The sequence below is a fragment of the Brenneria populi genome, assembly GCF_036016195.1.
Classification (GTDB): domain Bacteria; phylum Pseudomonadota; class Gammaproteobacteria; order Enterobacterales; family Enterobacteriaceae; genus Brenneria; species Brenneria populi.
The window spans coordinates 1-26,465 of the sequence record NZ_JAYWTM010000007.1; the positions used below are offsets into that span (position 1 = coordinate 1).

The 26,465-nt window shown below is 54.9% G+C and carries 22 protein-coding genes, 1 tRNA gene and 1 pseudogene; 12 read left to right on the top strand and 12 right to left on the bottom strand.

The genetic code is table 11. The features are described 5' to 3' along the window. Positions 1-138 precede the first annotated feature (138 nt). Positions 139-1,587 carry a Cu(+)/Ag(+) sensor histidine kinase gene (locus VSX58_RS09900; protein ID WP_327617911.1) on the bottom strand — a complete coding sequence of 483 codons (1,449 nt, stop codon included), beginning with the start codon at positions 1,585-1,587 and terminating at the stop codon, positions 139-141. Next, positions 1,577-2,260 carry a copper/silver response regulator transcription factor gene (locus tag VSX58_RS09905; RefSeq protein WP_327617912.1) on the bottom strand — a complete coding sequence of 228 codons (684 nt, stop codon included), beginning with the start codon at positions 2,258-2,260 and terminating at the stop codon, positions 1,577-1,579. The genes VSX58_RS09900 and VSX58_RS09905 overlap by 11 nt, the downstream gene beginning before the upstream one ends. Positions 2,261-2,453: 193 nt before the next feature. On the opposite strand from VSX58_RS09905, the gene VSX58_RS09910 reads away from it, so the two are divergent. The 5 genes from VSX58_RS09910 (at position 2,454) to VSX58_RS09930 (ending at position 9,778) form a co-directional block, all read left to right on the top strand. After that, positions 2,454-3,839, top strand: coding sequence for a Cu(I)/Ag(I) efflux RND transporter outer membrane protein (locus VSX58_RS09910; protein WP_327617913.1), 1,386 nt, complete (start codon positions 2,454-2,456; stop codon positions 3,837-3,839). Between the two features lie 33 nt (positions 3,840-3,872). After that, on the top strand, positions 3,873-4,229 hold the full coding sequence (gene cusF, locus VSX58_RS09915) for a cation efflux system protein CusF (RefSeq protein WP_327617914.1): 357 nt from the start codon (positions 3,873-3,875) through the stop codon (positions 4,227-4,229). 126 nt (positions 4,230-4,355) lie between these two features. Then, positions 4,356-5,633, top strand: coding sequence for an efflux RND transporter periplasmic adaptor subunit (locus VSX58_RS09920; protein WP_327618208.1), 1,278 nt, complete (start codon positions 4,356-4,358; stop codon positions 5,631-5,633). Positions 5,634-5,643: 10 nt separating this feature from the next. Further along, on the top strand, positions 5,644-8,790 hold the full coding sequence (locus VSX58_RS09925) for a CusA/CzcA family heavy metal efflux RND transporter (RefSeq protein WP_327617915.1): 3,147 nt from the start codon (positions 5,644-5,646) through the stop codon (positions 8,788-8,790). Positions 8,791-8,968: 178 nt separating this feature from the next. Then, positions 8,969-9,778 carry an endonuclease/exonuclease/phosphatase family protein gene (locus tag VSX58_RS09930; protein WP_327617916.1) on the top strand — a complete coding sequence of 270 codons (810 nt, stop codon included), beginning with the start codon at positions 8,969-8,971 and terminating at the stop codon, positions 9,776-9,778. Between the two features lie 22 nt (positions 9,779-9,800). Here VSX58_RS09930 and mltD read toward each other — a convergent pair whose 3' ends face one another. Continuing rightward, the gene (gene mltD, locus VSX58_RS09935; RefSeq protein ID WP_327617917.1) at positions 9,801-11,177 is read right to left on the bottom strand and encodes a murein transglycosylase D; all 1,377 of its coding nucleotides are present in this window, start codon (positions 11,175-11,177) and stop codon (positions 9,801-9,803) included. A gap of 70 nt (positions 11,178-11,247) precedes the next feature. After that, entirely contained in the window at positions 11,248-12,003 is a 756-nt protein-coding gene (gene gloB, locus VSX58_RS09940) for a hydroxyacylglutathione hydrolase (protein ID WP_327617919.1), read from the bottom strand. A gap of 43 nt (positions 12,004-12,046) precedes the next feature. Between gloB and VSX58_RS09945 the strand changes: the two genes are divergently transcribed. Next, on the top strand, positions 12,047-12,760 hold the full coding sequence (locus VSX58_RS09945; RefSeq protein WP_327617920.1) for a class I SAM-dependent methyltransferase: 714 nt from the start codon (positions 12,047-12,049) through the stop codon (positions 12,758-12,760). Between the two features lie 5 nt (positions 12,761-12,765). Here the strand turns inward: VSX58_RS09945 and rnhA are convergent. After that, positions 12,766-13,336 (bottom strand): annotated as a pseudogene (gene rnhA, locus VSX58_RS09950) (ribonuclease HI). On the opposite strand from rnhA, the gene dnaQ reads away from it, so the two are divergent. The 3 genes from dnaQ to VSX58_RS09965 all read left to right on the top strand — a co-directional run bounded on the left by dnaQ (position 13,290) and on the right by VSX58_RS09965 (position 14,663). Beyond that, entirely contained in the window at positions 13,290-14,027 is a 738-nt protein-coding gene (dnaQ, locus tag VSX58_RS09955) for a DNA polymerase III subunit epsilon (protein WP_327617921.1), read from the top strand. The pseudogene rnhA and the gene dnaQ sit on opposite strands and share 47 nt — an antisense overlap. Positions 14,028-14,153: 126 nt before the next feature. Then, positions 14,154-14,230: transfer RNA gene (locus tag VSX58_RS09960), tRNA-Asp, on the top strand. Positions 14,231-14,474: 244 nt separating this feature from the next. Beyond that, on the top strand, positions 14,475-14,663 hold the full coding sequence (locus VSX58_RS09965; RefSeq protein WP_327618209.1) for a LysR family transcriptional regulator: 189 nt from the start codon (positions 14,475-14,477) through the stop codon (positions 14,661-14,663). A gap of 318 nt (positions 14,664-14,981) precedes the next feature. Here VSX58_RS09965 and VSX58_RS09970 read toward each other — a convergent pair whose 3' ends face one another. Together VSX58_RS09970 and VSX58_RS09975 are read right to left on the bottom strand one after the other, a co-directional pair. Beyond that, on the bottom strand, positions 14,982-15,851 hold the full coding sequence (locus VSX58_RS09970; protein ID WP_327617922.1) for an alpha/beta fold hydrolase: 870 nt from the start codon (positions 15,849-15,851) through the stop codon (positions 14,982-14,984). Positions 15,852-15,970: 119 nt separating this feature from the next. Next, entirely contained in the window at positions 15,971-17,026 is a 1,056-nt protein-coding gene (locus tag VSX58_RS09975; RefSeq protein WP_327617923.1) for an alkene reductase, read from the bottom strand. A 232-nt stretch (positions 17,027-17,258) separates the two neighbouring features. Here VSX58_RS09975 and VSX58_RS09980 point away from each other — a divergent pair, with 232 nt between their 5' ends. Then, positions 17,259-18,143 carry a LysR family transcriptional regulator gene (locus VSX58_RS09980; protein ID WP_327617925.1) on the top strand — a complete coding sequence of 295 codons (885 nt, stop codon included), beginning with the start codon at positions 17,259-17,261 and terminating at the stop codon, positions 18,141-18,143. Between the two features lie 94 nt (positions 18,144-18,237). On the opposite strand, the gene VSX58_RS09985 is transcribed toward VSX58_RS09980, so the two are convergent. Genes VSX58_RS09985 through VSX58_RS09995 form a run of 3 tightly spaced genes read right to left on the bottom strand, consistent with a single transcriptional unit; the run spans position 18,238 to position 22,318 of the window. Beyond that, the gene (locus VSX58_RS09985) at positions 18,238-19,266 is read right to left on the bottom strand and encodes an HlyD family secretion protein (protein ID WP_327617926.1); all 1,029 of its coding nucleotides are present in this window, start codon (positions 19,264-19,266) and stop codon (positions 18,238-18,240) included. Between the two features lie 26 nt (positions 19,267-19,292). Next, the gene (locus VSX58_RS09990; RefSeq protein ID WP_327617927.1) at positions 19,293-20,846 is read right to left on the bottom strand and encodes an MFS transporter; all 1,554 of its coding nucleotides are present in this window, start codon (positions 20,844-20,846) and stop codon (positions 19,293-19,295) included. Continuing rightward, the gene (locus VSX58_RS09995; RefSeq protein ID WP_327617929.1) at positions 20,843-22,318 is read right to left on the bottom strand and encodes an efflux transporter outer membrane subunit; all 1,476 of its coding nucleotides are present in this window, start codon (positions 22,316-22,318) and stop codon (positions 20,843-20,845) included. The genes VSX58_RS09990 and VSX58_RS09995 overlap by 4 nt, the downstream gene beginning before the upstream one ends. A 203-nt stretch (positions 22,319-22,521) precedes the next feature. Here VSX58_RS09995 and VSX58_RS10000 point away from each other — a divergent pair, with 203 nt between their 5' ends. Further along, the gene (locus VSX58_RS10000; RefSeq protein WP_327617930.1) at positions 22,522-23,151 is read left to right on the top strand and encodes a TetR/AcrR family transcriptional regulator; all 630 of its coding nucleotides are present in this window, start codon (positions 22,522-22,524) and stop codon (positions 23,149-23,151) included. A 173-nt stretch (positions 23,152-23,324) separates the two neighbouring features. Here VSX58_RS10000 and VSX58_RS10005 read toward each other — a convergent pair whose 3' ends face one another. Beyond that, positions 23,325-23,987 carry a TetR/AcrR family transcriptional regulator gene (locus VSX58_RS10005; RefSeq protein ID WP_327617931.1) on the bottom strand — a complete coding sequence of 221 codons (663 nt, stop codon included), beginning with the start codon at positions 23,985-23,987 and terminating at the stop codon, positions 23,325-23,327. Positions 23,988-24,624: 637 nt separating this feature from the next. Here VSX58_RS10005 and VSX58_RS10010 point away from each other — a divergent pair. After that, on the top strand, positions 24,625-24,831 hold the full coding sequence (locus VSX58_RS10010) for a YdgH/BhsA/McbA family protein (RefSeq protein ID WP_327617932.1): 207 nt from the start codon (positions 24,625-24,627) through the stop codon (positions 24,829-24,831). Between the two features lie 75 nt (positions 24,832-24,906). On the opposite strand, the gene fabV is transcribed toward VSX58_RS10010, so the two are convergent. Further along, positions 24,907-26,103 (bottom strand): enoyl-ACP reductase FabV, encoded by a 1,197-nt coding sequence (fabV, locus tag VSX58_RS10015; RefSeq protein ID WP_327617933.1) that lies wholly within the window; start codon positions 26,101-26,103, stop codon positions 24,907-24,909. Between the last annotated feature and the right edge of the window lie 362 nt (positions 26,104-26,465).

The following is a 26,465-nucleotide window of genomic DNA, read 5'->3' on the forward strand; positions in this document are numbered from 1 at the left end:
AGTCCCGTCCGTTCCGCCACTACTCTATTCCGGGATGTATTTGTCGCGTCTCTGGATGAAAAAAACCGTATGCCTTAAAGCATACGGTTTTTTTTCGTCTCTACAATAGCGCTCGCTTTTAGCTTTTATCACCGCTGGTTAAAGTCGCGGCAGCGAGATGATAAAACGTGTTGAAACGCTATCCGACTCGACACGAATTTTACCCTGATGCGCAGTCATAATGGATTTCACAATGGCAAGCCCGATGCCGCTTCCTTCTCCCCTTCTTTGCCTGGAAGGATCGATACGATAGAACCGATCAAATAGCCGCGATAAGTGTTCTTTGAGAATAGGATGGCCGGGATTCTCGACGGTGAGTTCAACCCACTCCTGCCGTTCGCCGATATGAACGGTGACCGATTGCCCTTGGGGCGTATAGCGAATCGCGTTGGACAATAAGTTATTGATGACGCGTCGCATCATCAAGGGATCGCCTTCGATAAGCGATGCGCCGCCGGTTAATCGCAGTCCGACCTTACGCTCTTCCGCCCAGGCCTCGAAAAAATCGAATACCTTCATTGCTTCAGCGTTCAGATCCAGAGGCAAACGTTCAGGAATCAGTTGGTTGCTGTCAGCCTGCGCCAGAAAAAGCATGTCGCTGACCATCTTTGCCATCCGGTTATATTCTTCCAGATTTGAATAAAGCACCTCTTCGAGCTCTTTCTCTGTTCGGCGTTGGGTTAACAGTATTTCCGTCTGCGTCACCAGATTGGTGATCGGCGTTCTAATTTCATGCGCTATGTCGGCAGAAAAATTAGCCTGACGGGTAAACACATCTTCAATACGCTCAATCATGTGGTTAAAAGACATAACCAACTGCTCGAGTTCAATGGGAACACGCCCGGGCTCGAGCCTGACGTCCAGGTTTTCTGACGTAATATTTTTTATTTTCATACTGACGATTCTTAAAGGCTGATGGCCTTTATGAACGGCGAACAGAACAAGCAGGATAATCATGATGCTGATAAACGAAGCGATCGTGATAAGGTTATTTCTCAGTTCATCAATATAATGAAGATGAAAATCAATCGATAAAGCGATTAATAATGTATATCTGACGGCAGAACTATTTTCTGAGGCGTTAACGGACGTGGCTATCACACGGTAAGTGGCGTGTTCCATCCCTTTATCCGCACCTATTCCATCATGGCTTATCTCTCTGGACCAGAGGAAAATATCGTCGGAATTAATATGCTGTGAAAAAGTATTCGTCGTTAATACGGCAGTGAGGTCTGGTCCATCCGGTGAACGGTACAGTGCCTTTCCGTCTGCATCGAGAAGCAGCACGGATATATTATGGTAGCTATCGACAACGCTGGTTAGCCTTTCTACTTTTCGTTGTGCCGTCGCCTGAGGGGTTTTAAGTATCTTGGTCAGCGCCGTGTTGACCTGTTTGATGTCTCTGACATCCTGCTCCGCAAAATGTTTTTCCACCGAGTGAAGCGTAATCCAGGCGATTGCCACGAATGCGATAATGGTTGAGAGGCTGATAAAAAAGGTTAGCCGGGTCGCCAGAGAAAAAGGCCGGCGCCCGCAATTAATTCTCATCAGGCACCTCAAGGACATAGCCCACTCCGCGTACGGTCTGAATCAGCTTAGATGCAAAATCATTGTCAATTTTAGCCCGTAGCCGTTTGACCGCGACGTCAATAACATTGGTGTCGCTGTCAAAATTCATATCCCAAACCTGTGAGGCGATAAGAGAACGGGGCAGGACTTCGCCCTGATGGCGGATAAAAAATTCGAGAAGCGTAAATTCCTTGCCGGTCAGGGTGATGCGAACGCCGCCTCGGCTCACTTTTCTGGAGACCAGGTCGAGGGTTAAATCGGCCACCTGAAACTGGCTTTCGGATATGACGGCGCTGCCGCGGCGCAACAGGGTTTTGACGCGCGCTAAAAGTTCAGCGAAGGCGAAGGGCTTCACCAGATAATCATCCGCGCCGAGCTCAAGGCCCTTAACACGGTGTTCGATAGTACCGAGCGCGGTTAATAACAGAATAGGGAACCCTTTATTGGCCGCGCGCAGCATACGGACGATATCCCAGCCGTTGACGTCGGGCAACATGATATCGAGCACGATAAGATCGTACTCTCCGGTCATGGCAAGATGATATCCGGTCATACCGTTATTAGCGAGATCGACCACAAAACCCGCTTCGGTCAGTCCCTTGCCGAGGTATTCGCCCGTTTTCACCTCATCTTCGACAATCAGTAGTTTCATGTTCCCTCCGGCAGATCGATCTGATGATGTCATTCTAGTGGTTAAAAGGGCGATATCAACGACTTAAGCCGAAAATGACAGGTTTGTCATTGTCCTGTCACTCACCAAACAGAGTCGCTCCGCTAAGGTAATCGCAATAATCGCCGGCAATGAGTGGCGCCACTTTATTAGGCGCGCCTGAACGGGAAGCGACATGTTCGAATTAAAACGACTGACTATCGGCATCATGGTCCTGGTGACAGGGTGTACCTCTCTGGCGCCGGAATACCGGCAGCCGATCGCCCCGGTACCGGAGCAATTCTCTCTATCCCGCAATGGCCTGGTGTCGGCGGCCGCGGGCTATCAGGATACGGGATGGCGGACGTTTTTTGCCGATCCTCAGGCAAAGCGCCTGATTGATGAGGCTCTGCGTAATAACCGCGATCTGAGAATGGCCGCACTTAAGGTTCAGGAGGCGCGCGCTCAGTTTAACGTGACGGAGGCGGACAGATATCCCCAACTGAACGCGTCATCGGAAATCACCTATAGCGGCGGACTCAAAAGCGAAAGTTCAACCAGCCGGGAATATGAAGCCGGGCTGGATCTGAGTTTTGAGCTGGATTTCTTCGGCAAGCTGCAAAATATGAGCGAAGCGGAGCGACAGAATTTCTTCGCCAGCCGGGAAGCCCGGCGCGCGGTGCATATTTTGCTGGTTTCCAATGTCGCGCAGAGTTACTTCAGTCAGCGCCTGGCTTATGAGCAATTGAAAATCGCCAGAGAAACGCTGAAAAATTATCAGCAGTCCTACGCTTTCGTCGAGCAACAGCTGATGACCGGCAGCGCTAACGTGCTTGCGCTTGAGCAGGCGCGGGGCGCGATCGACAGTACGCAGGCGCAAATCGCCAAGCGGGAAGGGGAGTTGGCGCAGGCGAACAGCGCTCTCCAACTTGTGCTGGGAACCTACCAAGCCCTTCCCGATGACGGCCTGAGCAGCGGAAAGGAGATCAATCCGGTAGCGCTGCCGGCGAATCTGTCGTCTGAAATATTGCTGCAACGCCCGGATATTATGGAGGCGGAGTACCTGTTGAGAGCGGCCAATGCCAATATCGGCGCGGCGCGCGCCGTTTTTTTCCCCTCCATTTCCCTGACTGGCGGAGTTTCGGGCAGCAGTAATCAGCTGTCGAATCTGTTCAACGCTGCGAGCGGGATGTGGAATTTTATTCCCAAAATAGATATTCCCATTTTTAATGCGGGCCGTAATCAAGCCAACCTCGCGCTGGCAGAGGTTCGTCAGCGGCAGGCCGTCGTCAATTATGAGCAAAAAATTCAAGCGGCGTTTAAAGAGGTCGCCGATGCTATTGCGCTCAGGGAAAGTATTAACGGCCAGATTGCGGCGCAGCAGCGTTATTTGCAATCCCTGCAAATAACCTTACAGCGGGCGCGAGGACTCTATTCCAGCGGCGCCGTCAGTTATATCGAGGTGCTGGACGCTGAACGTTCATTATTTTCCACCCGTCAGGAGATACTTGATTTGCTATATGCACAACAGGTCAATGAGATAAATCTCTTCACCGCCCTTGGCGGCGGTTGGACGGAATAAAGATCTTCATCTTAATAAATCAGGAGTAAAAATATGCGTCAGTTAATGAAAGCGGTTTTATTTGGGGCGCTCTCGGTGGCGATGCTCTCCGGCACACGGGCGAACGAACACCATCACGGCGCGGCAACGTCTAGCGCCGAATCTCTATCCGAGCAGCCGACGATTGGCGCCTCCGGTGTGGTTAAAGAGATTGATCTTAAGAATAAAAAAATCACTATCGCCCATGAAGCCATCCCTTCCGTCAATTGGCCGGCGATGACCATGCGCTTTACCCTTACCACTCCGGATAGCGGCGTTGCTCATTTGAACGTGGGCGATCGGGTTAATTTCACCTTTGTTCAACAAGGCAATATTTCACTGCTTCATGAAATAAGAAAAAGTCAGCCGTAATTTATTTTCCGGCGAGTCCTTATTCGGCCCGTTATTGTCATCGTGATGATGACGGGCGCGTTGATTTACGCCATAAGGCTCTTTTTGTAAATAAGCCAGGGTTATATTAATTTAGCGAGAACGATGATGGCTTCTTTAAAACTGAAATATACCGCCGCGATGGTCAGCGGTCTTATAGTGGGGGGGCTTATCTCTGTTGGCGCTTACCATTATTTCCATCTTGCGGATAAAACCGAAATCCGGCCATCGCAGCGAAAAGTCCTGTTCTGGTATGATCCTATGCAGCCCAATACCAAGTTTGATAAACCGGGCAAGTCGCCGTTTATGGATATGGATCTGGTGCCCAAATATGCCGACGAGGGGGAAACGGAAAACAGCGGCGCTGTCCGCATCGATCCGACCCAGGTGCAGAATTTGGGGCTGAAGACGGAAACCGTCCGTAAAGGGCGTTTGACATACTCCCAGACCATTCCCGCCAACGTCAGTTTTAATGAATATCAGTTCGTTATCGTTCAGGCCCGCTCCGCCGGTTTTATCGAAAAAGTGTACCCGTTAACGGTCGGGGATAAGGTTAAAAAAGGCGCGCCGCTGATTGATATCACTATTCCTGAATGGGTTGAGGCCCAGAGCGAGTACCTCTTGCTGCTAGAAACGGGAGGATCCGCGACGCAGCTAAGGGGCGCGCTTGAGCGCCTCCGGCTTGCCGGCATGCCCGAAGAGGATATCCAGCGCCTGCGCAGCGCCCGCGGCATTCAGACGCGCTTTACCATCAAAGCGCCGATCGACGGCGTGATCACGGCGTTTGATCTGAGAACCGGGATGAATATTTCCAAGGACAACGTCGTTGCCCAGATTCAGGGGATGGATCCGGTCTGGATCGGCGCGGCCGTTCCCGAGTCAATCGCCTACCTGTTGAAGGACTCATCCCAGTTTGAAATATCGATTCCCGCCTACCCGGAAAGCGCTTTCACTATTGAGAAATGGAATATCCTGCCCAGTGTCGATCGGGCGACGCGGACACTGCAGGTACGTCTCCAGGTGGATAACAAGGACGAGCGGCTAAAACCGGGAATGAATGCCTACCTGAAACTCAATACACAGAGTCAGGAAATGTTGATTATCCCCTCCCAGGCCGTCATCGATACCGGTAATGAGCAACGCGTTATTACGGTGGATAACGATGGCCGCTTCGTTCCTAAAGCGATCGACGTGCTGTACGAATCGCAGCGCCAGACCGGCATCGGCGCCGGGCTGAGCGAGGGGGAATCGGTCGTTGTCAGCGGCCTCTTCCTGATTGACTCCGAGGCGAACATCTCCGGCGCGCTGGAGCGTATGCGGCACCGTTCGGAAAAAACCGCCGCTATGACGCCGGCGCAGCCGGGCGACGCGCATTCAGCCCACTGAGGAGAGGACGATGATTGAATGGATTATCCGGCGTTCGGTCGCCAATCGGTTTCTGGTGATGATGGGCGTGCTGTTCCTGAGCGTCTGGGGAACCTGGACCATGATGAATACGCCGGTCGATGCGTTGCCCGATCTCTCCGATGTGCAGGTGATTATCAAAACCAGCTATCCGGGGCAGGCGCCGCAAATTGTCGAGAATCAGGTGACTTACCCCCTGACAACCACCATGCTCTCGGTGCCCGGCGCTAAAACGGTGCGCGGTTTTTCCCAGTTCGGGGATTCCTACGTGTATGTGATTTTTGCCGACGGCACCGATCTCTACTGGGCAAGGTCGCGCGTATTGGAGTATCTCAACCAGGTTCAGGGACGGTTGCCAACCGGCGTGAGCTCAGAGATCGGCCCCGATGCGACCGGCGTCGGCTGGATCTTCGAGTATGCCCTGGTCGACCGCAACGGCAGGCACGATCTGTCTGAGCTGCGTTCCTTTCAGGATTGGTTTCTGAAGTTCGAGCTGAAAACGATTCCGGATGTGGCGGAGGTCGCCTCCGTGGGGGGCGTGGTGAAACAGTATCAGATTCAGGTTAACCCGATGAAACTGTCTCTGTACGACGTCACCCTTTCCGATGTCAAGCAGGCTCTCGATGCTTCAAACCAGGAGGCGGGGGGCTCCTCGGTGGAAATCGCGGAAGCGGAATATATGGTCCGCGCCAGCGGATATCTGAAAACCATTGACGATTTTAATCATATCGTACTTAAAACCGGCGAAAATGGCGTTCCTGTCTATTTGAGAGATGTCGCCCGCGTTCAGATCGGGCCGGAAATGCGCCGCGGCATCGCCGAGTTGAACGGCGAGGGGGAGGTCGCCGGCGGCGTGGTGATCCTGCGATCGGGCAAAAATGCGCGCGAAGTGATTTCTGCCGTGAAGGATAAGCTCGCAACGCTGAAAAACAGTCTGCCTGAGGGCGTGGAGGTGGTGACCACTTACGATCGCAGCCAGTTGATCGATCGCGCGATTGATAATCTCAGTCATAAATTGCTGGAAGAATTTATTGTGGTCGCCATCGTCTGCGCGCTGTTTCTCTGGCATGTGCGCTCAGCCCTGGTCGCCATTATTTCTCTGCCGCTGGGGCTGTGTATCGCTTTTATCGTGATGCGTTTCCAGGGGCTGAATGCCAATATCATGTCGCTGGGAGGGATCGCCATCGCCGTGGGGGCCATGGTGGATGCGGCCATTGTGATGATCGAGAATGCGCATAAACGTCTGGAGGAGTGGGATCACAACCATCCCGGCGAGCGGATTGACAATGAAACCCGTTGGAAGGTGATCACCGACGCCGCGGTTGAAGTGGGGCCGGCGCTGTTTATTAGCCTACTGATCATTACGCTGTCGTTTATCCCTATTTTTACTCTCGAAGGGCAGGAAGGGCGCTTGTTTGGTCCGCTCGCCTTTACCAAAACCTATGCCATGGCAGGCGCCGCGGCGCTGGCGATTATCGTTATCCCGATCCTGATGGGATTCTGGATCAGAGGGAAAATCCCGGCCGAAACCCGTAATCCGTTGAACCGTTTGCTCATCAGTATTTATCACCCGCTGCTGCTCTGCGTGCTTCGGCGGCCGAAACTGACGCTGCTGGCCGCGGCCTTGTCGATTTTTACGGTGATATGGCCATTGAGCAAGGTCGGGGGGGAATTCCTGCCCAAAATGAACGAGGGGGATCTGCTCTATATGCCGTCGACGCTGCCGGGCGTTTCTCCGGGGCAGGCCGCGGCGCTTTTGCAGACGACGGATAAACTGATTAAAACCGTTCCTGAAGTGGCGTCGGTGTTCGGCAAAACGGGGAAAGCGGAAACCGCCACCGACGCCGCGCCGCTGGAGATGGTGGAAACCACCATTCAGCTCAAGCCGGAAGCGCAGTGGCGCGCGGGCATGACCCTCGACAAGATCATTGACGAGCTGGACACGACGGTGCGTTTACCGGGGCTGGCGAATCTCTGGGTTCCGCCCATCCGTAACCGTATCGATATGTTGTCCACCGGCATCAAGAGCCCGATAGGCATCAAGGTATCCGGCACGGTGCTTGCCGATATCGACGATACCGCACGGCGCATCGAGGAAGCGGCAAAAGGCGTGCCCGGCGTGGTTTCCGCGCTGGCGGAGCGTTTGGAAGGGGGGCGCTATATCGATGTGGGTATCAACCGGGAGAAGGCGTCGCGATACGGCATGACGGTTGGCGACGTACAGCTGTTTGTTTCATCGGCGATTGGGGGCGAGAAGGTCGGCGAAACGGTAGAAGGGGTGGCCCGCTATCCGATCAATATCCGTTACCCTCAGGCGTTTCGCGATAGCCCGGCGGCGCTGAAAACGTTGCCGATACTCACGCCGATGAAGCAGCAAATTACGCTGGGCGACGTGGCTGACGTGAAGGTGACTTCAGGTCCGACGATGCTGAAAACCGAAAACGCCCGTCCCGCCAGTTGGATCTATATTGATGCCCGCGGCCGCGATATGGTGTCGGTTGTCGACGATCTGAAAACGGCCGTCAGCCGGCAGGTTAAACTGAAACCCGGCACCAGCGTCGCTTTCTCCGGACAGTTTGAGTTGCTGGAACACGCCAACAAGAAGCTGAAGTTAATGGTTCCCATGACGGTGATGATTATTTTCATTCTGCTGTATCTGGCGTTTCGCCGCCTTGACGAGGCGCTGCTGATACTGATGAGCCTGCCGTTTGCGTTGATTGGCGGAATATGGTTTCTGTACTGGCAGGGATTCCATATGTCGGTGGCCACCGGCACCGGCTTTATCGCCCTGGCCGGGGTCGCGGCGGAATTCGGCGTCGTGATGCTGATGTATCTGCGCCACGCCATCGAGGCTGAACCGACGCTCTCAAAGCCGGAAACGTTCACCCCTGACGGACTTGATGAGGCGCTCTACCATGGCGCCGTACTTCGCGTTCGCCCGAAGGCGATGACCGTTGCGGTTATCATCGCCGGTCTGTTGCCCATACTGTGGGGAACCGGGGCCGGGTCTGAAGTGATGAGCCGTATCGCCGCCCCCATGATCGGCGGGATGATAACGGCGCCTCTGCTGTCGCTGTTTATTATTCCTGCCGCTTACAAACTTATCTGGCTGCGCAGACACAGCGTCAAAGTCGGTTAAGCAGAGCGGATCCCGCTACCTGCGTCTTGCCTATCTCGCCGGCCTTAACCGGTCGGCGTTTATATTTTTCCTAACCGCTGCCATGCATTGAAAGTCTGCTATACAATCCCTATAACATAAATGTACCTTTGCGTTATGAAGGTGAATTTACGTACTGAAAGGTATAGCAAGGCGAGGCGTGCGAAAAAAAACATATGCGATGAGGTACGTTGCGGGACAACCTGCTGAACGTATCTTTCCCCCCGGAACAATGCATTATCCGGAGCAGGTGCCGGCGTCAGGGCCGCTGCTGCTGAAGGAAGATATTTTACGCATTATGGTGTGGAATATCTTTAAACAGCAAAGAATGAACTGGCTTTCCGTGTTACAGAATTTCGGTAAAAACACGCAGCTGGTTTTACTTCAGGAAGCGCAAAGTTCACCGGAGCTGATTAACTTTGCCACCTCTAACTATCTTTCCGCCGACCAGGTGCCCGCCATCGTGCTGCCGCAGCACCCTTCCGGCGTGATGACCTTGTCCGCAGCCCAGCCGATGTACTGCTGCCCTTTACGAGAAAAAGAGCCTTTACTGCGATTATCCAAATCGGCGCTGGTAACGGTGTATTCGCTGCCCGATGGCCGACAGCTGATGGTGGTGAATGTTCATGCGGTTAATTTCAGCTTTGGGGTGGATGTTTACAGCAAACAGCTTGAATCCATCGGCGAGCAGCTATTTTATCATCGTGGACCGGTGATTATGGCCGGGGATTTCAACGCCTGGAGCCAGCCTCGTATTAACGCGCTCTATCGCTTCGCGTTGCGGATGGATTTGCAGGAGGTCTGCTTCACTAATGATTTCCGCCGTAGGGTGTTCGGTCGTCCGTTGGATTTTGTGTTTTACCGTCAGTTAGCGGTCGGCCAATCTTCCATACTGGAAACTCAGGCGTCGGATCATAATCCGTTGCTGGTAGAGTTTTTGCTCGACGGGAATAAAAAAACTGCCGTATAGGCAGTTTTTTTATATAACGCGGTTACGAATCTGGCCGGGCGTTTCTACTGACGTAGAGAGTCAGTCGATCGCCGGGCTGGATGCTGGCGTTTTTAATCACCGAATTCCAACGCATCACGTCGGCGATGTTTACGCCATGACGTTTGGCGATGCTGGAAAGAGAATCACCTTTACGAACCTGATAGGTGATAGACCCTTCTTTATCGCCGTCGTCAGATGCTTGAGCGACTTGCAAGGTTTGGCCCACTTTCAGCGCATGCGCGCTGCGCAGGTTATTCCAGTTTTGCAAATCTTTCGTGCTGACATTCAGCCGCGCGGCGATCGTAGACAAGGTATCGCCAGGGCGAACCTTATACTGCGACTCCCGCGTTGATGATTGCGCCAGGCGCGTCGTCGGCTGAATGGCTTCGATATCGCCATCCGCCAGCGAGTCTTTCAACCGATCAACGTGAGCCTTCGGCACCATAATGTAATGCGGACCGTTTGGCGCGGTCACATTACGCTTATAGCCCGGGTTGTAGCTCTTCAGCTTATTCAGCGGCAGACCAGCCATCTCTGCTGCTTGCGTCAACTGCATCTGTTGTCCAAGGTCGACTCTGGCCAATGCTCGGCTTTCGTTCGGCTTGGGCAGGTTAAAGCCGTATTTTTTGCTATTCTTAAGAATATCGCTCAGGGCCAGCATTTTGGGAACATAGATTGACGTTTCGCGCGGCAACGCCAGCGCCCAAAAATCTGTTGATAGTCCTTTCGCTTTATTCGCTTTCATGGCTTTCATGACGCGGCCTTCACCGCTGTTATAAGCGGCGATGGTCAATAGCCAGTCGCCGTCAAACATGCTGTTAAGACGTTGCATCATATCCAGGGCTACGGTTGTCGACGCAACAACGTCGCGACGTCCGTCATACCACTGGTTTTGTTTCAAACCATAATTACGCCCCGTGCCAGGGATTATCTGCCATAGCCCTGCGGCATTGGCGGATGATGTGGCGTGTGGGTCAAAAGCGCTCTCCACTATGGGTAGCAGTACCAGTTCCATCGGCATTTTACGCTGCTTAATCTGCTCGACAATCCAGTACATGTACGGCTCTGCCCGTAATGTTACATCGTGGAGATAGCTCTTATTTTTTAAATAACGCATTTTTTGTTCGCGGATCCGGGCGTTATCCGGAACCTCCATCTTCAGCTCGTCGCCAATGAAGTTCCACAGATCTTGCTGCGCGATGCTGTCATCATCCAGCCATCGCGCCGAGGTCTCTCGACCCTCTGCGTACTTTACTGCTTCACTTTGACTTGCCGAAGACAGACTCTGTGCATGCTGCTTCGGTTGGGAGGTATCGTAAGGCGGTACCTGGCAACCGGCCAGCAAGACTGAGGCGAGTATCATCGCTCTAGCCTTCATATGTAGGTCAATAGTTGCTTAAAAGACGAGCAATGATACTTTGATTAGAGGATTAGCACAACATAAACCTTCAGAAGCAGTCTTTCTTGCTGCGTAGCTGGGCAAAAACTTGCCAATTCTCTATGCTTTGCGGTTCTTTTGATAGTTTCCTTTTTAAATCAATATCATGACATCTAAGAAAAAGGTTGATTTTTCGCTCCAGGCCCAGCATGGTGGGGAGAGTAGACTGTGATTTTTCGCGTATCTGACTGATCTTATGGAGATAAGCCTTAATAGTAGGCTCTTCCGGCCATATTGCATTAGAAAATTTTAAGTTTGAAAGGGTGTACTCATGCGCGCAGCAGATCAGGGTATCGTCGGGTAATTTTGATATTTTTTCTATTGAATCATACATTTGCTTGGGTGTTCCTTCAAAAATACGGCCGCACCCAGCGGAAAACAGCGTGTCTCCGCAAAAGAGAAAAGGATAAGAATAATAAGCGATATGCCCTGCCGTGTGTCCTGGAACGGCGAGTACAGAAAAGTCCGAATTTAGCAACGACAGCGTGTTTCCCTCGTCGATCACGTTTGTGGCGCCGCACTGCCGGGTTTCCCGTGGGCCAAAGACCGGCAGATTTTTATAGCGCGCGACGAGTTCCGCAACGCCGCCGACATGGTCGTGGTGATGATGCGTCAGCAAAATTGCTTCAGGCGTAAGCCGACGCTGAGCAAGCGCGTCCAATACCGGCCGGGCCTCTCCGGGATCGACGATAACACAGCGGTTTTCTTTATTGCTCAGTAGCCAAATGTAGTTGTCCTGAAGCGCTGCAATACTGATAAGATTCATGGATTACCTCGTTTTGCTATCAGCCCGGGGAAGATAATAGAACATGAAGCCAGCACAAACACCCCAAACTGTCTTGAGCCCCGGTTCGTGGGACGATATTTCCTGGGGGAAATATTACCGCGAATCCCTTGAGCAGGCATTGTCGCCCTGGTGGCCGAAGCTATTCGGCTTTCATTTGCTGAAAATCGGGGCGTTGAGCGCGGCGATCGACACGCGGGAGTGTGCTATAGCGCATCAGGTCAATGTGGCGCCGGACGGCGATAACGTGCAGGTGATTGCCGATCTGCACCATTTGCCCTTTTCCGAGAAGTCGGTGGACGCCTGTTTGCTGGCGCATACCCTGTCTTATGCCGCCGATCCGCATCGTATTCTGCGCGAAGTGGATCGCGTGCTGATTGATGATGGTTGGTTGATATTAAGCAGCTTCAATCCGGTAAGTTTATTGGGGATCGCAAAGCTCATTCCCGGCTTAAATAAACGACAGCCCTATTGCAGCCGGATGTTCACCCAAATGCGCATCATCGACTGGCTCAGCCTGCTGAATTATGAGGTGGTGCATCTTGCCAGTCTTCAGGTCACGCCATGGCGTGAAAATAGGGGAAAATTGAACAAACATTTTCCCCTATTCGGGTGCCTGTCGCTGATTGTCGCGCGTAAGCGCACCATTCCTCTGAGCCTCACGCCGCTGCGCGCCCGGCGCTGTAAAGTTCCTTTGCGCCGTACGGTCGGCGTCACCAAGCTTTTCCGTAATCGGTAGCCTGACTATTTCTCGGGATGATAACCGACGTCATCAAGGGTCGGCGCGCCGGCGGCGGCGCGGGCGAGTTCGTCGCAACGCTCATTCTCAGGGTGGCCCGCATGGCCTTTTACCCACTCCCAACGCAGGGTATGGGGTTGCATCGCCTGGTCTAAACGCTGCCAGAGATCGATATTTTTTACCGGCTTCTTGTCCGCGGTTTTCCAGCCGCGTTTTTTCCAGTTGTGGATCCAACTGGTGATCCCCTGACGGACATATTGACTGTCGGTGCTTAGCACCACTTCACAAGGCGAGGTTAAGCTTTCAAGCGCGGCGATAGCCGCCATCAGTTCCATGCGATTATTGGTGGTCAGCCGATAACCCGCGCTCAGGGGTTTTTCATGCTGTTTGTAGCGTAGCAGCGCGCCGTAACCGCCGGGGCCCGGATTGCCAAGACAAGATCCGTCGGTGAAAATTTCTACCTGTTTAAGCATCTCTGGTAGACTCTTCCTTAATGGTGAAAACGGCAAGTCTGACATAAACGAAAACGATGAGCACTGAAATTACGCGACAAATCGTCCTGGATACGGAAACCACCGGTATGAACAAGCTGGGGGTGCACTACGAAGGGCACAAAATTATTGAAATTGGCGCTGTTGAGGTGATTAACCGTCGTCTTACCGGGCGACACTACCATGTGTATATCAAACCCGATCGTTTGGTCGATCCGGAAGCCTATCATGTACACGGCATCAGCGATGAGTTTCTGGCGGATAAGCCGACCTATGCGGATATTGCCGACGATTTTCTGGATTTTATCCGCGGCGCTGAATTGGTTATTCATAACGCGATGTTTGATATCGGCTTTATGGATTACGAATTCCGTATGTTGCAGCGGGATATTCCCAAAACGGAAACCTTCTGCAAGATAACCGATAGTCTGTTGATGGCGCGTAAAATTTTCCCCGGCAAGCGGAATAATTTGGATGCGCTGTGCGATCGCTATCAGATAGACAATAGCAAACGAACGCTGCACGGCGCTTTGCTCGATGCCGAGATTCTGGCGGAAGTCTATCTGGCGATGACGGGCGGCCAGACATCGCTGGCGTTCTCGATGGAAGGTGAGGCGCGGCGGCAGGAAAACGCGAGCGAAAGCATACAGCGCATTACGCGCCCGGCTTCGGCGTTAAAGGTGCTATACGCGAACGACGAAGAGTTGCGGATGCATGAAAAGCGTCTGGATTTGATTACGAAAAAAAGCGGCGGTTGCCTGTGGCGTAATGAATAGTGCGGCGGCGGCGATAGAATAGACGCTCAGATGAAATTATGAACAAACAGAGTCGCTTAGTTATAAAAATCATTGACGTAATAGTACCATCATCTTAGTATTCAACCCGCTCGATGAGCGCAGAGTGGAGCGGTAGTTCAGTTGGTTAGAATACCTGCCTGTCACGCAGGGGGTCGCGGGTTCGAGTCCCGTCCGTTCCGCCACTTATCTATTCCGGGATGTTCCTATACATCTCTGGATGAATGAAAACCGTATCGCTGTCAAAGGCATACGGTTTTTTTTCGTCTCTATGATACCCTCTGCATATCGGGGTATCCGGCGCGAAATGGTCTACGCGCCGAAAAGAGAAATTTCGTAGGTCATTCTTATGGCGCGCTATCCCTGCGTGCGACGCACCGTCACCTTGCCGCCGTCGCGGCACAAAACGCAAGACTCGCCGCGCGCGACCTGCACCTTGCGCCCAAGACGCTCAGCAAGCAGATCGCCCGCCTGGAACGGGCGCTGGGCGTCACGCTGTTCGAGCGCAACACTCGCAACCTGCGTATCACCGGCGAAGGCCGCGCCATCGCCGAGCGGGCGCGGGTCGCCCTGGCGGTGCTGGAAGAAGTGCAGGAACTGGCTGGCGACCGGCGGTAGCCGGGAACTGAGCGGCACCGTTCGCCTAACGGCGCCGACTCGCTTTGGCCGTAAGTTCGTGGCCCCGGCGATCCACGATTTCTGCCGCCTGCATCCCCGAGTCTGCTTCGACCTGCGCCTGTCCGATCGGGGCAGGATCTCTATAGCGGCGACCTGGACTTGGCCATTGGCATGGGATAACTGGCCGACTCGCGGCTGGTGCGCGTGCTGCCGGAATGGCAAGCCGCGCCCTCGAAGGTCAGCATCGTGCGGGCGCGGCGCGAACCCGTACCGCGCCGAGGGCGGTAAAGGGGCAAGCTGTTGCCCCGTACCTTCCCCTCATGCCGCGTTGGAAGCTTTGGGGAAAAATTCAAGCAAAAGGTCGAGCAATCGCCGGGGTTGTTCTTCGGGTATCCAATGGCCGCAACGCTCAATGGCCGCGGTTTGCACATTGTCGGCGAGCGGTTGCATGAGTCGGCCGACATTCTCTCCCATGCTGGAATTGCCGCCGATGGCCAGTACGGGCATGCGTAATTTCCGACGCGCGTTTTCCTGGTTGTTGACGGCGTCGATGGCGAAGGCGCGATAATGCTCGAAGCCGGCCCGCAGCGCGCCCGGCGCGCTTATACGATCCGCATATTCATCGAGCTCCTCGTCGGTGACGGCATAGGTGTCGTAAGCTTGCTGCCTGATGAAGTGAGCGAGAAACTTCTTCTCGCGCCCGGCGATGAGCGCTTCCGCGACCCCCGGCGCGCGGAAAAAGCCGAAGTGCCAAAGATGAGGAAATTGCGCCGTGTCGTGCAGTTTCTCCAGGCCGAGGCCGGGCAGTCCCGCTTCGAGGACGGCAAGTCGCCTAACTTCGGCGGGGTAGGATGCGGCGTATTCGTAGGCGACCATCATGCCGATGTCGTGGCCGACGAGATTGATGACGCTGAAGCCGAGCTGATGCGCCAGCGCGCGAATATCCCCGGCTACGGTGCGTTTGTCATAGCCACTGCTCGGCTTGTCGGAATCGCCGAAGCCCCGCATATCGGGGGCGATCACAGTATAGTGTTGCGCCAGTTCAGGAAGCAGATGGCGCCATTCGCGCCAGCTCTGCGGCCAGCCATGGAGTAGGACGAGCGGTTCGCCTTCGCCTGCCGCGACATAATGCAGGCGAAGGCCGTTCACGACGGCGATGTGATGCGTGAGGTCGGTCTGTTTCAACATGGAATATGCACTCCTGTATTTTATCGGGCGAACGCGTTGGCGCTGAACATGTCGTCCCCGAATAGGGGACTTTCATGGATGCGCCTTCGCGCGGGTACTGACGGGGAGGGCCGTTTTCCCTAAAGCGTCGGATAGTCGGTATAGCCCTTGGCTCCGCCGCCGAAAAATGTTTCGCGATCGGCCTCGTTGAGCGGGGCGTTAGCCTTGAGCCGAGCGATGACGTCGGGGTTCGCAAGCACCATCTGACCGTAGGCTTCCATGTCGGCGAGACCCGATGCGACATCGCTGCCGATCTGGTCGCGCGGGCGGCCAGGACGGTTGACGATCAGCGTACCGGCGTACAGTCGGCGAATGTTCTCCAGCAACGCTTCATTGCCCTGGTGCATGATATGGAGATAGGCGAGGTTCAGTTTGTCGAGTTCGCCGACCAGATAATGATAGAGATCGGGACCTTCCGGACCTTCGTCGATTCCCCACATCGTCGTGCCGGGCGATAAACGAATGGCTGTCTTGTCGGCGCCGATCTTGTCGCAAATGGCCGTCGCCACCTCAATGGCGAAGCGGGCGCGGTTCTCGATCGCGCCGCCATATTCGTCCGTACGGATATTGGCGCTTGGGGCGAAAAACTGCTGGATAAGATAGGCGTTTGCGCCGTGGATCTCGACGCCGTCTGCGCCGGCTTCGATCGCCCGCTGTGCCGCATAGGCGAAATCACTGACCGTCTGGCGCACTTCCTCAGCGGTCAGCGCGCGCGGCGTCGGGATATCCTGCATGCCCGTGGCCGTAAACATGCCGGTACCCGGCGCGATGGCGGACGGCGCGACGCCCTGACGATGATTCGGCTTGTTGTCGGGATGCGACATGCGCCCCGCGTGCATGAGCTGGATATAAATATGGCCGCCTTTGGCGTGCACGGCTTTCGTGACTTTGCTCCAACCTGCAACGTGGGCGTCGGCGTAGATGCCCGGCGTGGTGAGGTAGCCCTGCCCGTCGTCGGAAGGCTGGGCGCCTTCGCTGACGATCAGGCCGACGCCGGCGCGCTGCGAATAATACTCGGCGGCGAGCGCGCCCGGCGTGCCGTCATCCTGGGCGCGTGAGCGGGTCATCGGCGCCATGACAAAACGGCTGGAAAGCGCGATGCCGCCGAGGGTAATGGTTTCGAACAGTTGGTACATGATGGGCTCCCTAGAAGTGAGAGGGTGGGGAATATACTGCGTATTCCTCTGGCCAGCATCGTTACGCCAGCCAAGCTGCGGTTGAGAACAGAGTATTGCTTTTATTTTTATTGGAATAAACAGTGCGTTATGGATATCATTGTTCCATTTTTGGAGCGGTTGAACCTGTGCCTGGGCGCCATGAAACGGCCTTAGCCGCGTTACGGGAACGGAACCGGCAGAGAACATCGGTATGAATGATTACCTTAAGGATATGGCGCTATTTGTGGAGGTCGTGAAGGCCAGAGGATTCAGGGGCGCCGCCGCCGCGATCGGCATTCCAAACTCCACGCTGTCCCGACGCATCAGCATGCTCGAAAAGAGCATCGGTCTGCGGTTGTTGCACCGCACGACGCGGAAAATTGAGCTGACCGAGGCGGGGCAAATTTATTTTGAGCGATGCAAGCGTATCGTCGATGAGGCCCGTTTGGCGCACGAACAGCTTGGCGAGCTGCTCGCGCAGCCTGATGGTCTTTTGCGTGTCTCGTTGCCGGTGGATTTTGCCCTTACCTACCTGGCTCCTCTGCTCGTTGAGTTCGCGGAGTTGTATCCCGGGATCAGTTTCGATTTCGATCTGACGCCGCGTCGGGTTGATTTGGTCAGCGAACCTTTTGATGTGGCGATCCGTATGGGCGAGTCAGAGAATTCGCAGCTGATTGCACGTCCTCTGGCATCGTTAACGCCCTATCTTTATGCCTCGGCCGGCTATCTGGCGCGCGCGGGTGAACCAGTGGAACCTGCGGATCTGGAACGGCATGAGTGCATAAGTATTACAAAAGGGAAGGGGTGGACGCTGCACCGCGGCGGGCAAACGATCGCGGTGCCGGTGAGTAGCCGCTTCGCACTCAATAATGTCGGTATGATCCGATGCCTGGCAACGCGGGATCTTGGCGTTATTCTGATGCCGGAAGAGATCGTCGCGGATGATGTGGCCAGCGGAAAGCTGCGGCGCCTGATGCCTGCGTGGCAAGGTACCCCGGTGTCCGTTTACGCGATAACGGAGACCCGCCTGTTGCCGGCAAAAACGCAGCGCTTTATTGAATTCCTGCGTGACCGTCTGGGGGGGCGCCTGAGGTAGGCGCGACGCCGCGCCATGATTAACTCGGGAAATACGCCGCCAGGCGAACGGGCGCCGGCGGCGGAAGGGCGCGTCAATAGCGCGGACGGACGTTTCAGTTCCCGGCCCCCGCCTGGGGGGCGGCGTTAGCGGGAGCCGTCACAGCGATCGTCGGGCGCGCCGACATGCCCACGCGGAGTCGCCGGGCGTCTTTCTGGCCCGGCGCCAAAGCGATGCGTACCGGCAGACGTTGTACGATTTTGGTGAAGTTGCCGGTGGCGTTATGGGGCGGCACCGTCGAAAAACTTATGCCGCTGGCCGGGCCGAGGCTTTCGACCCGGCCTCTCAACCGGATGTCTGGCAACGCATCGACCGTGATTTCCACCGGCTGGCCGACCCGTACATGCGCAATCTGGGTCTCGCGAAAATGGGCTTCCACGTAGACTGCGTCCAGCGGCACCAGCGTCAGCAGCGGCTCGCCGATATGAACGTAGCCGCCCACCCGGGCGGCCCGTTGAGCGACCACGCCGCCGACCGGCGCGGCGATATGGGCGTAAGACAGTTTCAGTTCGGCATCGGCGAGCGCGGCGCGGGTTCTCTCCAGTTCAGCCTGCAGGATGGCGACCTGCTGTTCGGCGGCGCGCAGTCCCGCCTGGTCGCGCTCAAGCGCCGCATGCTGAATGCCCCATTGCGCTTCGGCCTGTTGTTTGGCCTGAAGCGTGCCGGAGCCGTCGCGCGCAAGGTTGGTGAAACGGCTCCGATTGGCGTCGGCCAGCTTCAGATTGGCCACTGATGCGTTCACCGCAGCGCGCGCCTGGGCGATGGCGCTTTGCTGCCGATCCCGTTGGGCCTGCAGGCTTGCGACCGTGGCGCGAGCGGCGTCGACGGCGATACGCAGATCGCGATCGTCGAGGTTTACCAGCGGATCCCCTGCGCGCACGGGCTGGTTCTCCTCAACGGCCAGCTGACTGATAACCCCCGCCACCTGCGGCGCCACCACGGTGAAATCGGCCTGAACATAGGCGTCGTCGGTACTCTGTCGCGAGGCGCCGGCTTCCGGGCGATTAAGGATGAAGAACGCCCCGGCGAGCGCGGCGAGAACAATGACGCCTGCAGAAATACGAAAAGTCAGATTCTTTGCCATGAATACCCGTCTCAGTAATAAAAAAATCAGATTGCGTTACGATCCGCCGCCGGCGTGGCCGGCGGGCCAGTGACGACCGGAGCCGGAACATAATTCAACTTCAGCACCACGGGGATGAGCAGCAGCGCCAGCGCCCCGAACACGCGGTAGACATCTGCGGTTGCGAGCACGCCCGCCTGGCGGGAGACGTCTCCGGCCAGCGATGCCCAGCCCGGGTTGTCAGGCGGCAACCGGGCCGTCAGATGACCGGCCTGATCGAGCAGCATATCGCTGTGGAACCGGCTGCGCACCGCCGTGATCTGGCCGATAATGGCCCCGCCGCATACCGCGCTGACGGCCCGGAAAATATTGACAATGCCGGACACGTAAGGACCTTCCGTCGGCTGAACCACGCTGGTGGCCAGAAACAGCAGAGGAATAATCGTCATCGGCAGGCCGAAGATGTAGAGGATTTCAGCCCCGGTAAACTCAGACGCCATCCATTCGCCGGTAATGCCGCTGCCCAGCCAGCAGGCTGACGCCAGCAGGGCGAGACCCAGTGCGAAGATATGGCGGGCATCGACCCGGCGCTGGTAAAGCAGCAGCGAGACGCAGGAGCCGAGGGCCAGTTGAGGCACGCCCACGAACAGGCCGATGGCCGCGCTCTGTTCCAGACGAAAGCCCTGCAACTGCGCCAGGATGTTGGTCGGCAGGGTGACGGCGGTGGCGGAGATGACCAGCAAAAACGTAAAGATCGTGAAGCCGAGTCCCAGGTTGCGCCGCCCCAGAATCTGCAGCTTAACGAACGGCGCCGGGTGCAGCCATTCGCTCGCCAGGAACAGGAGTGTCAGCACCACCCCGACCAGCAGCTCGGCTACGATCGTCGGGGAGTTGAACCAGTCGAGGCGCACGCCCTGGTCCACGCCTACGACCAGCAGCGCCAGACCGGGGATCCCCAACGCCATGCCAAACCAGTCGGCCTCCTTCAGGCGCGGCAACGCCGCGGGCATCTTCGGCACTCCCCAGGCGACCAGTGCGCCTGCCAGCAGTCCGATGGGGATCGCATGCCAGTAAACCCATCGCCAGTCGGCCAGCGTGTCCATACAGAATGTTGCCAGCCAGAGGGCTACGTTGGGGGAGAAGGTGGACGTCAGCGCATACAGCGCCAGCCCGTGCAGCCGAATCGACAAGGGCAGAAAACGGAGCGCGGCCATCATCAGGCATGGGATTAAGGCTCCGGAAAACATCCCCTGTAAGGCGCGCAGCGCCAGCAGCAGATCGAGATTACGCGCGAACGGCATGATGAGCGACATCAACAGCGCCGCCGCCAGCATCGACAGGTGAAAGCGGCGCAGCGAAAAGGTGATGGCGAACCAGGTGGCGAAGGGCATCGCCGCCAGTTCGCCCGCCGCGTAGGCGGTGCTGAGCCAGGAGGCGTCGTCGTGGGAGAAGCCCAGCGCGCCCTGGATATCGGCGAGCGCCAGTCCGGGCACGCGGTTGTTAAGACCGGAAACCATCGCCGCCAGCATAATGCCAAGCAACCCCATGGCCAGCCGGAAGCCGAATACCGGGGCGGCCGACGCCGCGCGTTCCGCGCTCATGATGCCGTCCCCGCCGTGGCGGCGGCGCGTAGCGCGGGCGACCAGCCGCCGCCCAGGGCGCGGTAGAGTGAGACCACCGAGAGTGCGGCGGCGGTGATGCAGTCGGTCAGCTCGGACTGGCTGGCGAGCAGCGTACGCCGCGCCACCAGAACCGAGGTGAAATCGGCCGTGCCCTGCTGGTAGCCGCGATTCGCCACCTCCAGCGCGGTCCTGTTCTGGTCTACGGCCAACTGCAATTGCTGGCGCCGTTTAAGCTCGGCGGCGTAGGCGTTCAGGGCATCATCCACTTCATGCCAGGCACGCAGCACGGTCTGCTGGTAGGCGATCCCGGCCAGGCGGTGCCGGGCTTCGCTCAGTTCAAGATTGCTCCTGAGGCGGCCGCCCTGAAAGATGGGGAGATACAGCGTCGGGCCGACGGAAAAGTCGCGGGATCTCCAACTCCCCAGATCGGAAAACTCGAACGCCTGAACGCCGATATTCCCGGTCAGGCTGATGCGCGGGTAGAAATCGGCCTCGGCGGCGCCGATGTCGGCGACGGCGGCGCGCAGGCGCGCATCCGCCTGCAGAATATCCGGACGGTGGCGCGCCAGTTCTGAAGGAACGCCCACGGGCAACCGGGCGGGCATGGGGGGCATCGCAGCGTTGCCCAGCGTGGTATTGAGTTCACGCGGCGGTTTGCCCAACAACAGCGCCAGGGCGTTCATCAGGGCGTCGCGCTGCTGGCCAAGCTGAGCCAGCCGCGCCTCAATACCCGCTACGTCGGCACGGGCGGCCGCGGCATCATAACGGGTCGCTACCCCGTTGCGCCGACGGCTCTCGGTGAGGCGCGCCAGATTCAGGGCGATCTGACGGTTATCGTCGACGATCCGGATTTGCGCCTGCGTTCCCCGTAGTAACAGATAGGTACGGGCGACATCACCTGCGACGGAAACCCTCACTCCCTCCATACCATAAGCGGTAGCCCATAGTCGCGCGCTGGCCGCTTCGCTTTGGTGGCGCAGGTGACCCCAGAGATCCAGCTCCCATCCGGCCTGAAGTCCCAGCGTCCAGGTGCTGGAAGGCTCTGTCGGGGCGCCGAGCAGCGCGTTGGGCGAGTGTTCGCTGATGGCTGAACGCGCGTATCCGATGTCGGCAGAGAGTCGCGGCCGACGCGCGGCGTCGGCCAGCCCTAATTGAGCGCGGCTTTCATCAATGCGCGCCACGGCCGCCAGCAGATCCAAGTTGGCCGAGGAAGCCGCCCTTTCCAGTTCAGTCAGTGTGCTATCGCCGAACAGCGTCCACCATTCTGACGGAAACGCGCGGTCTGTTAGACCCGGCTGGGTTTTGACCGCATAGGCCCGCGCCCGGGTTGCTGCTTCAAGGGAGGGCAGCCGCGGATTTTTCCGGTCAGGGGATGTGACGCATCCACCGATCGACAACGCCAGCAACGTAACCGCGGCTGGCAGAGTCAAAGAACGAATAACTCGATTCATAGACTTCCTTTGGCAGGAGGTATCAGGTGTATATCTACCTGGATTTACATTTTTAGTACCGATCGGTACTTTATGGGTGTCAGGCCGGAATTGTCAAATTTAATCGTATTTTTCGGCACTTTTTGGAAAGTGTGATGCGATGAATTGTCGCAAAAAGAACTGTCTGGTACAGTCGGGGGAAATTTCTATACCGAGAGTTTTTTATGCCTGATATCAGTTCAGTCGATAACAAAAAGGCGCTTCAGGTACTGGATGCCGCCACTTCCGTCTTTCTCACCCACGGTTTCAGCGCGGCCACAACCGATATGATCCAGCGTAAGGCGCGCGTATCGAAATCAACGATGTATGCCTGTTTTTCTAACAAAGAAGCCATGTTCGCCGCCGTTGTTGAAAGGGAATGCTCGGCAATGGCCTCAACAATCAAAGCTATCGATACCGCTCCCGGAAATATTGCCGGGATGCTGACTGAAATAGGGATGTCCTATCTTAATATCGTATTATCTCCCTCCGGTCTGGCGTTGTATCGAGTCGCAGTTGCGGAGGCTCCGCGCTTTGCCGAGTTGGGACGCCTGTTTTATCAGGCGGGTCCCAAGATCGTCACCGGACTGGTCATTGATCGGCTGAATGAAGCGTTAAAGTCCGGCGAAATTGATGTGCAGAGTACCGGCGTTGAAGGCGCGGCGGCCTTATTTATTAGTATGGTGAGGGGGGAAGGGCAATTGGAGGCGTTAACCCACCCTGAATCACGGCCTTCGGTCGCGCAGTTGGAACAGTGGGTTGACCGCGCTGTGAAGGTCTTTCTTGCGGCATTTGCCCCGGGAAAAAATCAATGACGCCGCGGCAATATTAGACGCCGCTATTTTACCCGCCATACTTCAAGTCGCATGTGCGTCGGTTTTATTACTCGCCCCGTTGGGCACAGCGCAAGCGCTGCGCCATAACGCGTCGGCGTTTCTGTCCTGAAACTCTAGGGTATGAGAATGCTACGCAACTTTTGCTGGTTATGTTATGAGACGTTTGTGCGCACCCAGCCATTGATAAATTTATCAACCATTGCCGAGACCCATATTTTACGTTGCTTAGGTGAAAAAATGGCATCAGGGTGAGTCAGGGAATAAAGCTGAGGCTCGCTTCTAACCAGATGCATGAATAGATTCGCGGCGGCATCTGGAGTCACGCCAATCAATTCTATATCTCCTGAAGCGATCGTATCTTGCAGCTTCTCCGATACGATTTGATCAACCGTCGCCGGGCCTGCCTGATAAAAGCGGGATGCCAACTCGGGAAATCGAGGCGCTTCTGCGATAACAACCCTAAATAGCGATAACCCTGATTCTGCCAGAATAATATCAAGATAGGCGTTGGCAATGGCCATCAATCCTTCCCGTAATCCGAGTCGTTGGAATTGAATACTGCGAATCCGCCGGGCAAAGAGCGCACACTCCGTTTCAACGACTGCGATGAACAGCGATTCTTTATTTTTGTAATATGTGTATACCGTTGATTTTGATACATTGGCTTCAGACTGAATCATATCAGTAGTCGCTGCGCTGAAGCCGTGGGTTAGGAATATCTTGCTGGCTGCTTTAAGAACGGTCAGCGCCTTGGGGCTCAGTGGACGGGTATTGTTTAACGAATCCGTTGCGCCATAAGTATGCAAATTTTGCATAGTAGAAGATCTCATTTCAATCCTTATCCAGTTGACAAGGTTATATTCCGATCATAATGAACCGTTCGGTTTGATTCAAGCGACATTAGACCATGTTGATATGGTAAACATAAATATGAGCTTACAGAAAAAATCCGGTAAGCGGCGATAATGAATGTCTCTTAGAGACGCTGCACGTACATATATGGACGCCCCTATAAATCGCAATGTTTGGCGCGGACGCTTTACTCTTCTATTCCATTATCGCCATTCGATAAGGGGCGATAAGTCGGTCAACGGTCTGATAAATACCCGCGGGAGGATTATTATAAAATAACAGATAATGGATAATCGTCAGTAAGTGATTTTATTTTTATAACGATGGCTACCGTGATTGTGGCGGTTTTTTTATTTTTCGACGCCAGTTAGCGGCGTCGCGTCTATATTTTAGCACGAATTGATATAAAAGCTCGAAAGGTTAAAATAACACATTTCGACAAAGATACCTTTGCCATAAATAATTAATGTGATTTTTACGATATAAATGCGTCCTTCATCAACTTTTTTATCTTTATAGGATTGACAAGGCTATTCCTTGGATCGTACTGTACCGTTTAGTTCGATTTTTCGCGTTAAGTCAAACATGAGGAGGTGTTGTATGCGGTTAATAAAGATCTGTGCGGCCATTGTAATGTTACTTTCCAGTAATGTTTATGCTAAGTCGGTATCGGCTACGGGGGCGACGCTTGATGAAGCTGAATCAGAAATTGCTCTCTTGGCAGAAAAGGAGGGGGCGAATTCATATAAAATCATTCATGTGAGGGGTGATGACTATATTTATATAGTCGCCAGGCTAAATAAATAACAATGGGTGTTGGTGAATGATGGGACTGGGTTTTCCCAATCCCATTAATAAATTAAATTAACCGCGATCAAATTATTACATCTGTATCAGATTTTTGATTTTAATATTCGGGTTAACATCGGCTTCATAATCCACATTATCCAGCCCGAATCCAAACAGCTGCATAAATTCGCTTTTGTATCCCGCGAAATCGGTAATTTGATTAAGATTTTCGTTTGTCACCGTCGGCCACAATCTGACAACCGCATCCTGCGTTTTCGCATCTAACTCTTTGTAATCCGCGCGCAAGCGTCCTTCACCGTCAAGAATAGGATGCGTTCCATACAGGCTATCTTTGAAGAGGCCGTAAACCTGCTCGATGCAACCTTCGTGTGTTCCCTTTTCTTTCATCACCTTAAATAGCAGCGAAAGATATAATGGCATCATCGGAATAGCGGAGCTAGCCTGGGTAACCACCGCTTTCAGTACGGAAACCCGGGCGTCGCCGCCGTTTGCAGACAGCTGGTCGCGCAGAGTCAGAACGCGTTTATCCAGATCTTTTTTCGCCTCGCCGATGGAGCCGTTCCAATATATATCATGGGTGATCTTCTCGCCCAGGTAGGTAAAGGCCGTTGTTTTGGCGCCGTTTGCCAGTACGCCGGCCTTGCTTAGGGCATCAATCCACATCTGCCAGTCTTCGCCCCCCATTACCGCCACAGTGCCGTCGATCTCTTCTTGCGACGCCGGTTCCAGGGTGTATTCATTAATAGTCTCTTTATCCGTGTTTAATCCGCGAATGTTTATCGGCTTGCCCACGGGTTTCAGGGTTGAACTGAATACTTCGCCTGTTTGGGGATGCGTTCGGCGCGGAGCCGCCAGGCTATAAACGACAAGGTCAATCTGACCAAAATCCTGTTTTATTATCTCAATGGTCTTTTGTTTTACTTCGTTGGAATAAGCGTCTCCGTTAATGCTTTTTGCATATAAACCTTTCGCTTCGGCAAACTCTTCAAAAGCGGCCGTGTTGTACCAACCTGCCGTTGCCGGTTTAGCCTCATCGCCTTCACGCTCATAAAATACGCCTAAGGTGGCGGCATCGCAGCCGAAAGCCGCGGAAATACGCGCGGCGAGGCCATAACCGGTGGATGCGCCAATCACCAGCACTTTTTTCGGGCCATTGGGAATTTTTCCGTGATGAGTGACGTAATTAATTTGTTTTTCGACATTCGCCTTGCAACCTGCCGGGTGGGAAGTAACACAGATAAAGCCACGGATGCGTGGTTTGATAATCATGCCAACCTCAATAAAAATGTTTGGGTAAATTTGTAGAATACCTGTTTGTCACAGTTCAGGCAAAAACTGTTTATTATCTGGTATGGCGAAAAGGCGAGGCTCTGTGGTTCAGTACCGCATTGATTTGGCGCTAAGGCGATAGGGGCGGATAACACAAACCAAACCCGCGAGTAGGAATGATAATTATCAGCACTGATAATTGATCCCTGGGCCACGCTATCGTCATTTTCGATACCCAGACGATTATATCGTCAAACCGGTTGATGATATAATCGACAAAATAGATATATTGCGGGGGAATTATACTGTGTTGCCTACAGAACGCCCTGGGTTTTATTGGCAAAACCATCCGCGCCAACGGA

Coding starts and splice junctions, on each gene's coding strand:
- mltD (WP_327617917.1), bottom strand. CDS start 11,177: ATGAAGGCTAGAGCGATGATACTCGCCTCAGTCTTGCTGGCCGGTTGC.
- VSX58_RS09990 (WP_327617927.1), bottom strand. CDS start 20,846: ATGAGCGCGGAACGCGCGGCGTCGGCCGCCCCGGTATTCGGCTTCCGG.
- VSX58_RS09945 (WP_327617920.1), top strand. CDS start 12,047: ATGAAGCCAGCACAAACACCCCAAACTGTCTTGAGCCCCGGTTCGTGG.
- VSX58_RS09900 (WP_327617911.1), bottom strand. CDS start 1,587: ATGAGAATTAATTGCGGGCGCCGGCCTTTTTCTCTGGCGACCCGGCTA.
- VSX58_RS09920 (WP_327618208.1), top strand. CDS start 4,356: ATGGCTTCTTTAAAACTGAAATATACCGCCGCGATGGTCAGCGGTCTT.
- VSX58_RS10000 (WP_327617930.1), top strand. CDS start 22,522: ATGCCTGATATCAGTTCAGTCGATAACAAAAAGGCGCTTCAGGTACTG.
- VSX58_RS09975 (WP_327617923.1), bottom strand. CDS start 17,026: ATGTACCAACTGTTCGAAACCATTACCCTCGGCGGCATCGCGCTTTCC.
- VSX58_RS09905 (WP_327617912.1), bottom strand. CDS start 2,260: ATGAAACTACTGATTGTCGAAGATGAGGTGAAAACGGGCGAATACCTC.
- dnaQ (WP_327617921.1), top strand. CDS start 13,290: ATGAGCACTGAAATTACGCGACAAATCGTCCTGGATACGGAAACCACC.
- VSX58_RS10005 (WP_327617931.1), bottom strand. CDS start 23,987: ATGCAAAATTTGCATACTTATGGCGCAACGGATTCGTTAAACAATACC.
- fabV (WP_327617933.1), bottom strand. CDS start 26,103: ATGATTATCAAACCACGCATCCGTGGCTTTATCTGTGTTACTTCCCAC.
- cusF (WP_327617914.1), top strand. CDS start 3,873: ATGCGTCAGTTAATGAAAGCGGTTTTATTTGGGGCGCTCTCGGTGGCG.
- VSX58_RS10010 (WP_327617932.1), top strand. CDS start 24,625: ATGCGGTTAATAAAGATCTGTGCGGCCATTGTAATGTTACTTTCCAGT.
- VSX58_RS09910 (WP_327617913.1), top strand. CDS start 2,454: ATGTTCGAATTAAAACGACTGACTATCGGCATCATGGTCCTGGTGACA.
- VSX58_RS09970 (WP_327617922.1), bottom strand. CDS start 15,851: ATGTTGAAACAGACCGACCTCACGCATCACATCGCCGTCGTGAACGGC.
- VSX58_RS09995 (WP_327617929.1), bottom strand. CDS start 22,318: ATGAATCGAGTTATTCGTTCTTTGACTCTGCCAGCCGCGGTTACGTTG.
- VSX58_RS09985 (WP_327617926.1), bottom strand. CDS start 19,266: ATGGCAAAGAATCTGACTTTTCGTATTTCTGCAGGCGTCATTGTTCTC.
- gloB (WP_327617919.1), bottom strand. CDS start 12,003: ATGAATCTTATCAGTATTGCAGCGCTTCAGGACAACTACATTTGGCTA.
- VSX58_RS09925 (WP_327617915.1), top strand. CDS start 5,644: ATGATTGAATGGATTATCCGGCGTTCGGTCGCCAATCGGTTTCTGGTG.
- VSX58_RS09980 (WP_327617925.1), top strand. CDS start 17,259: ATGAATGATTACCTTAAGGATATGGCGCTATTTGTGGAGGTCGTGAAG.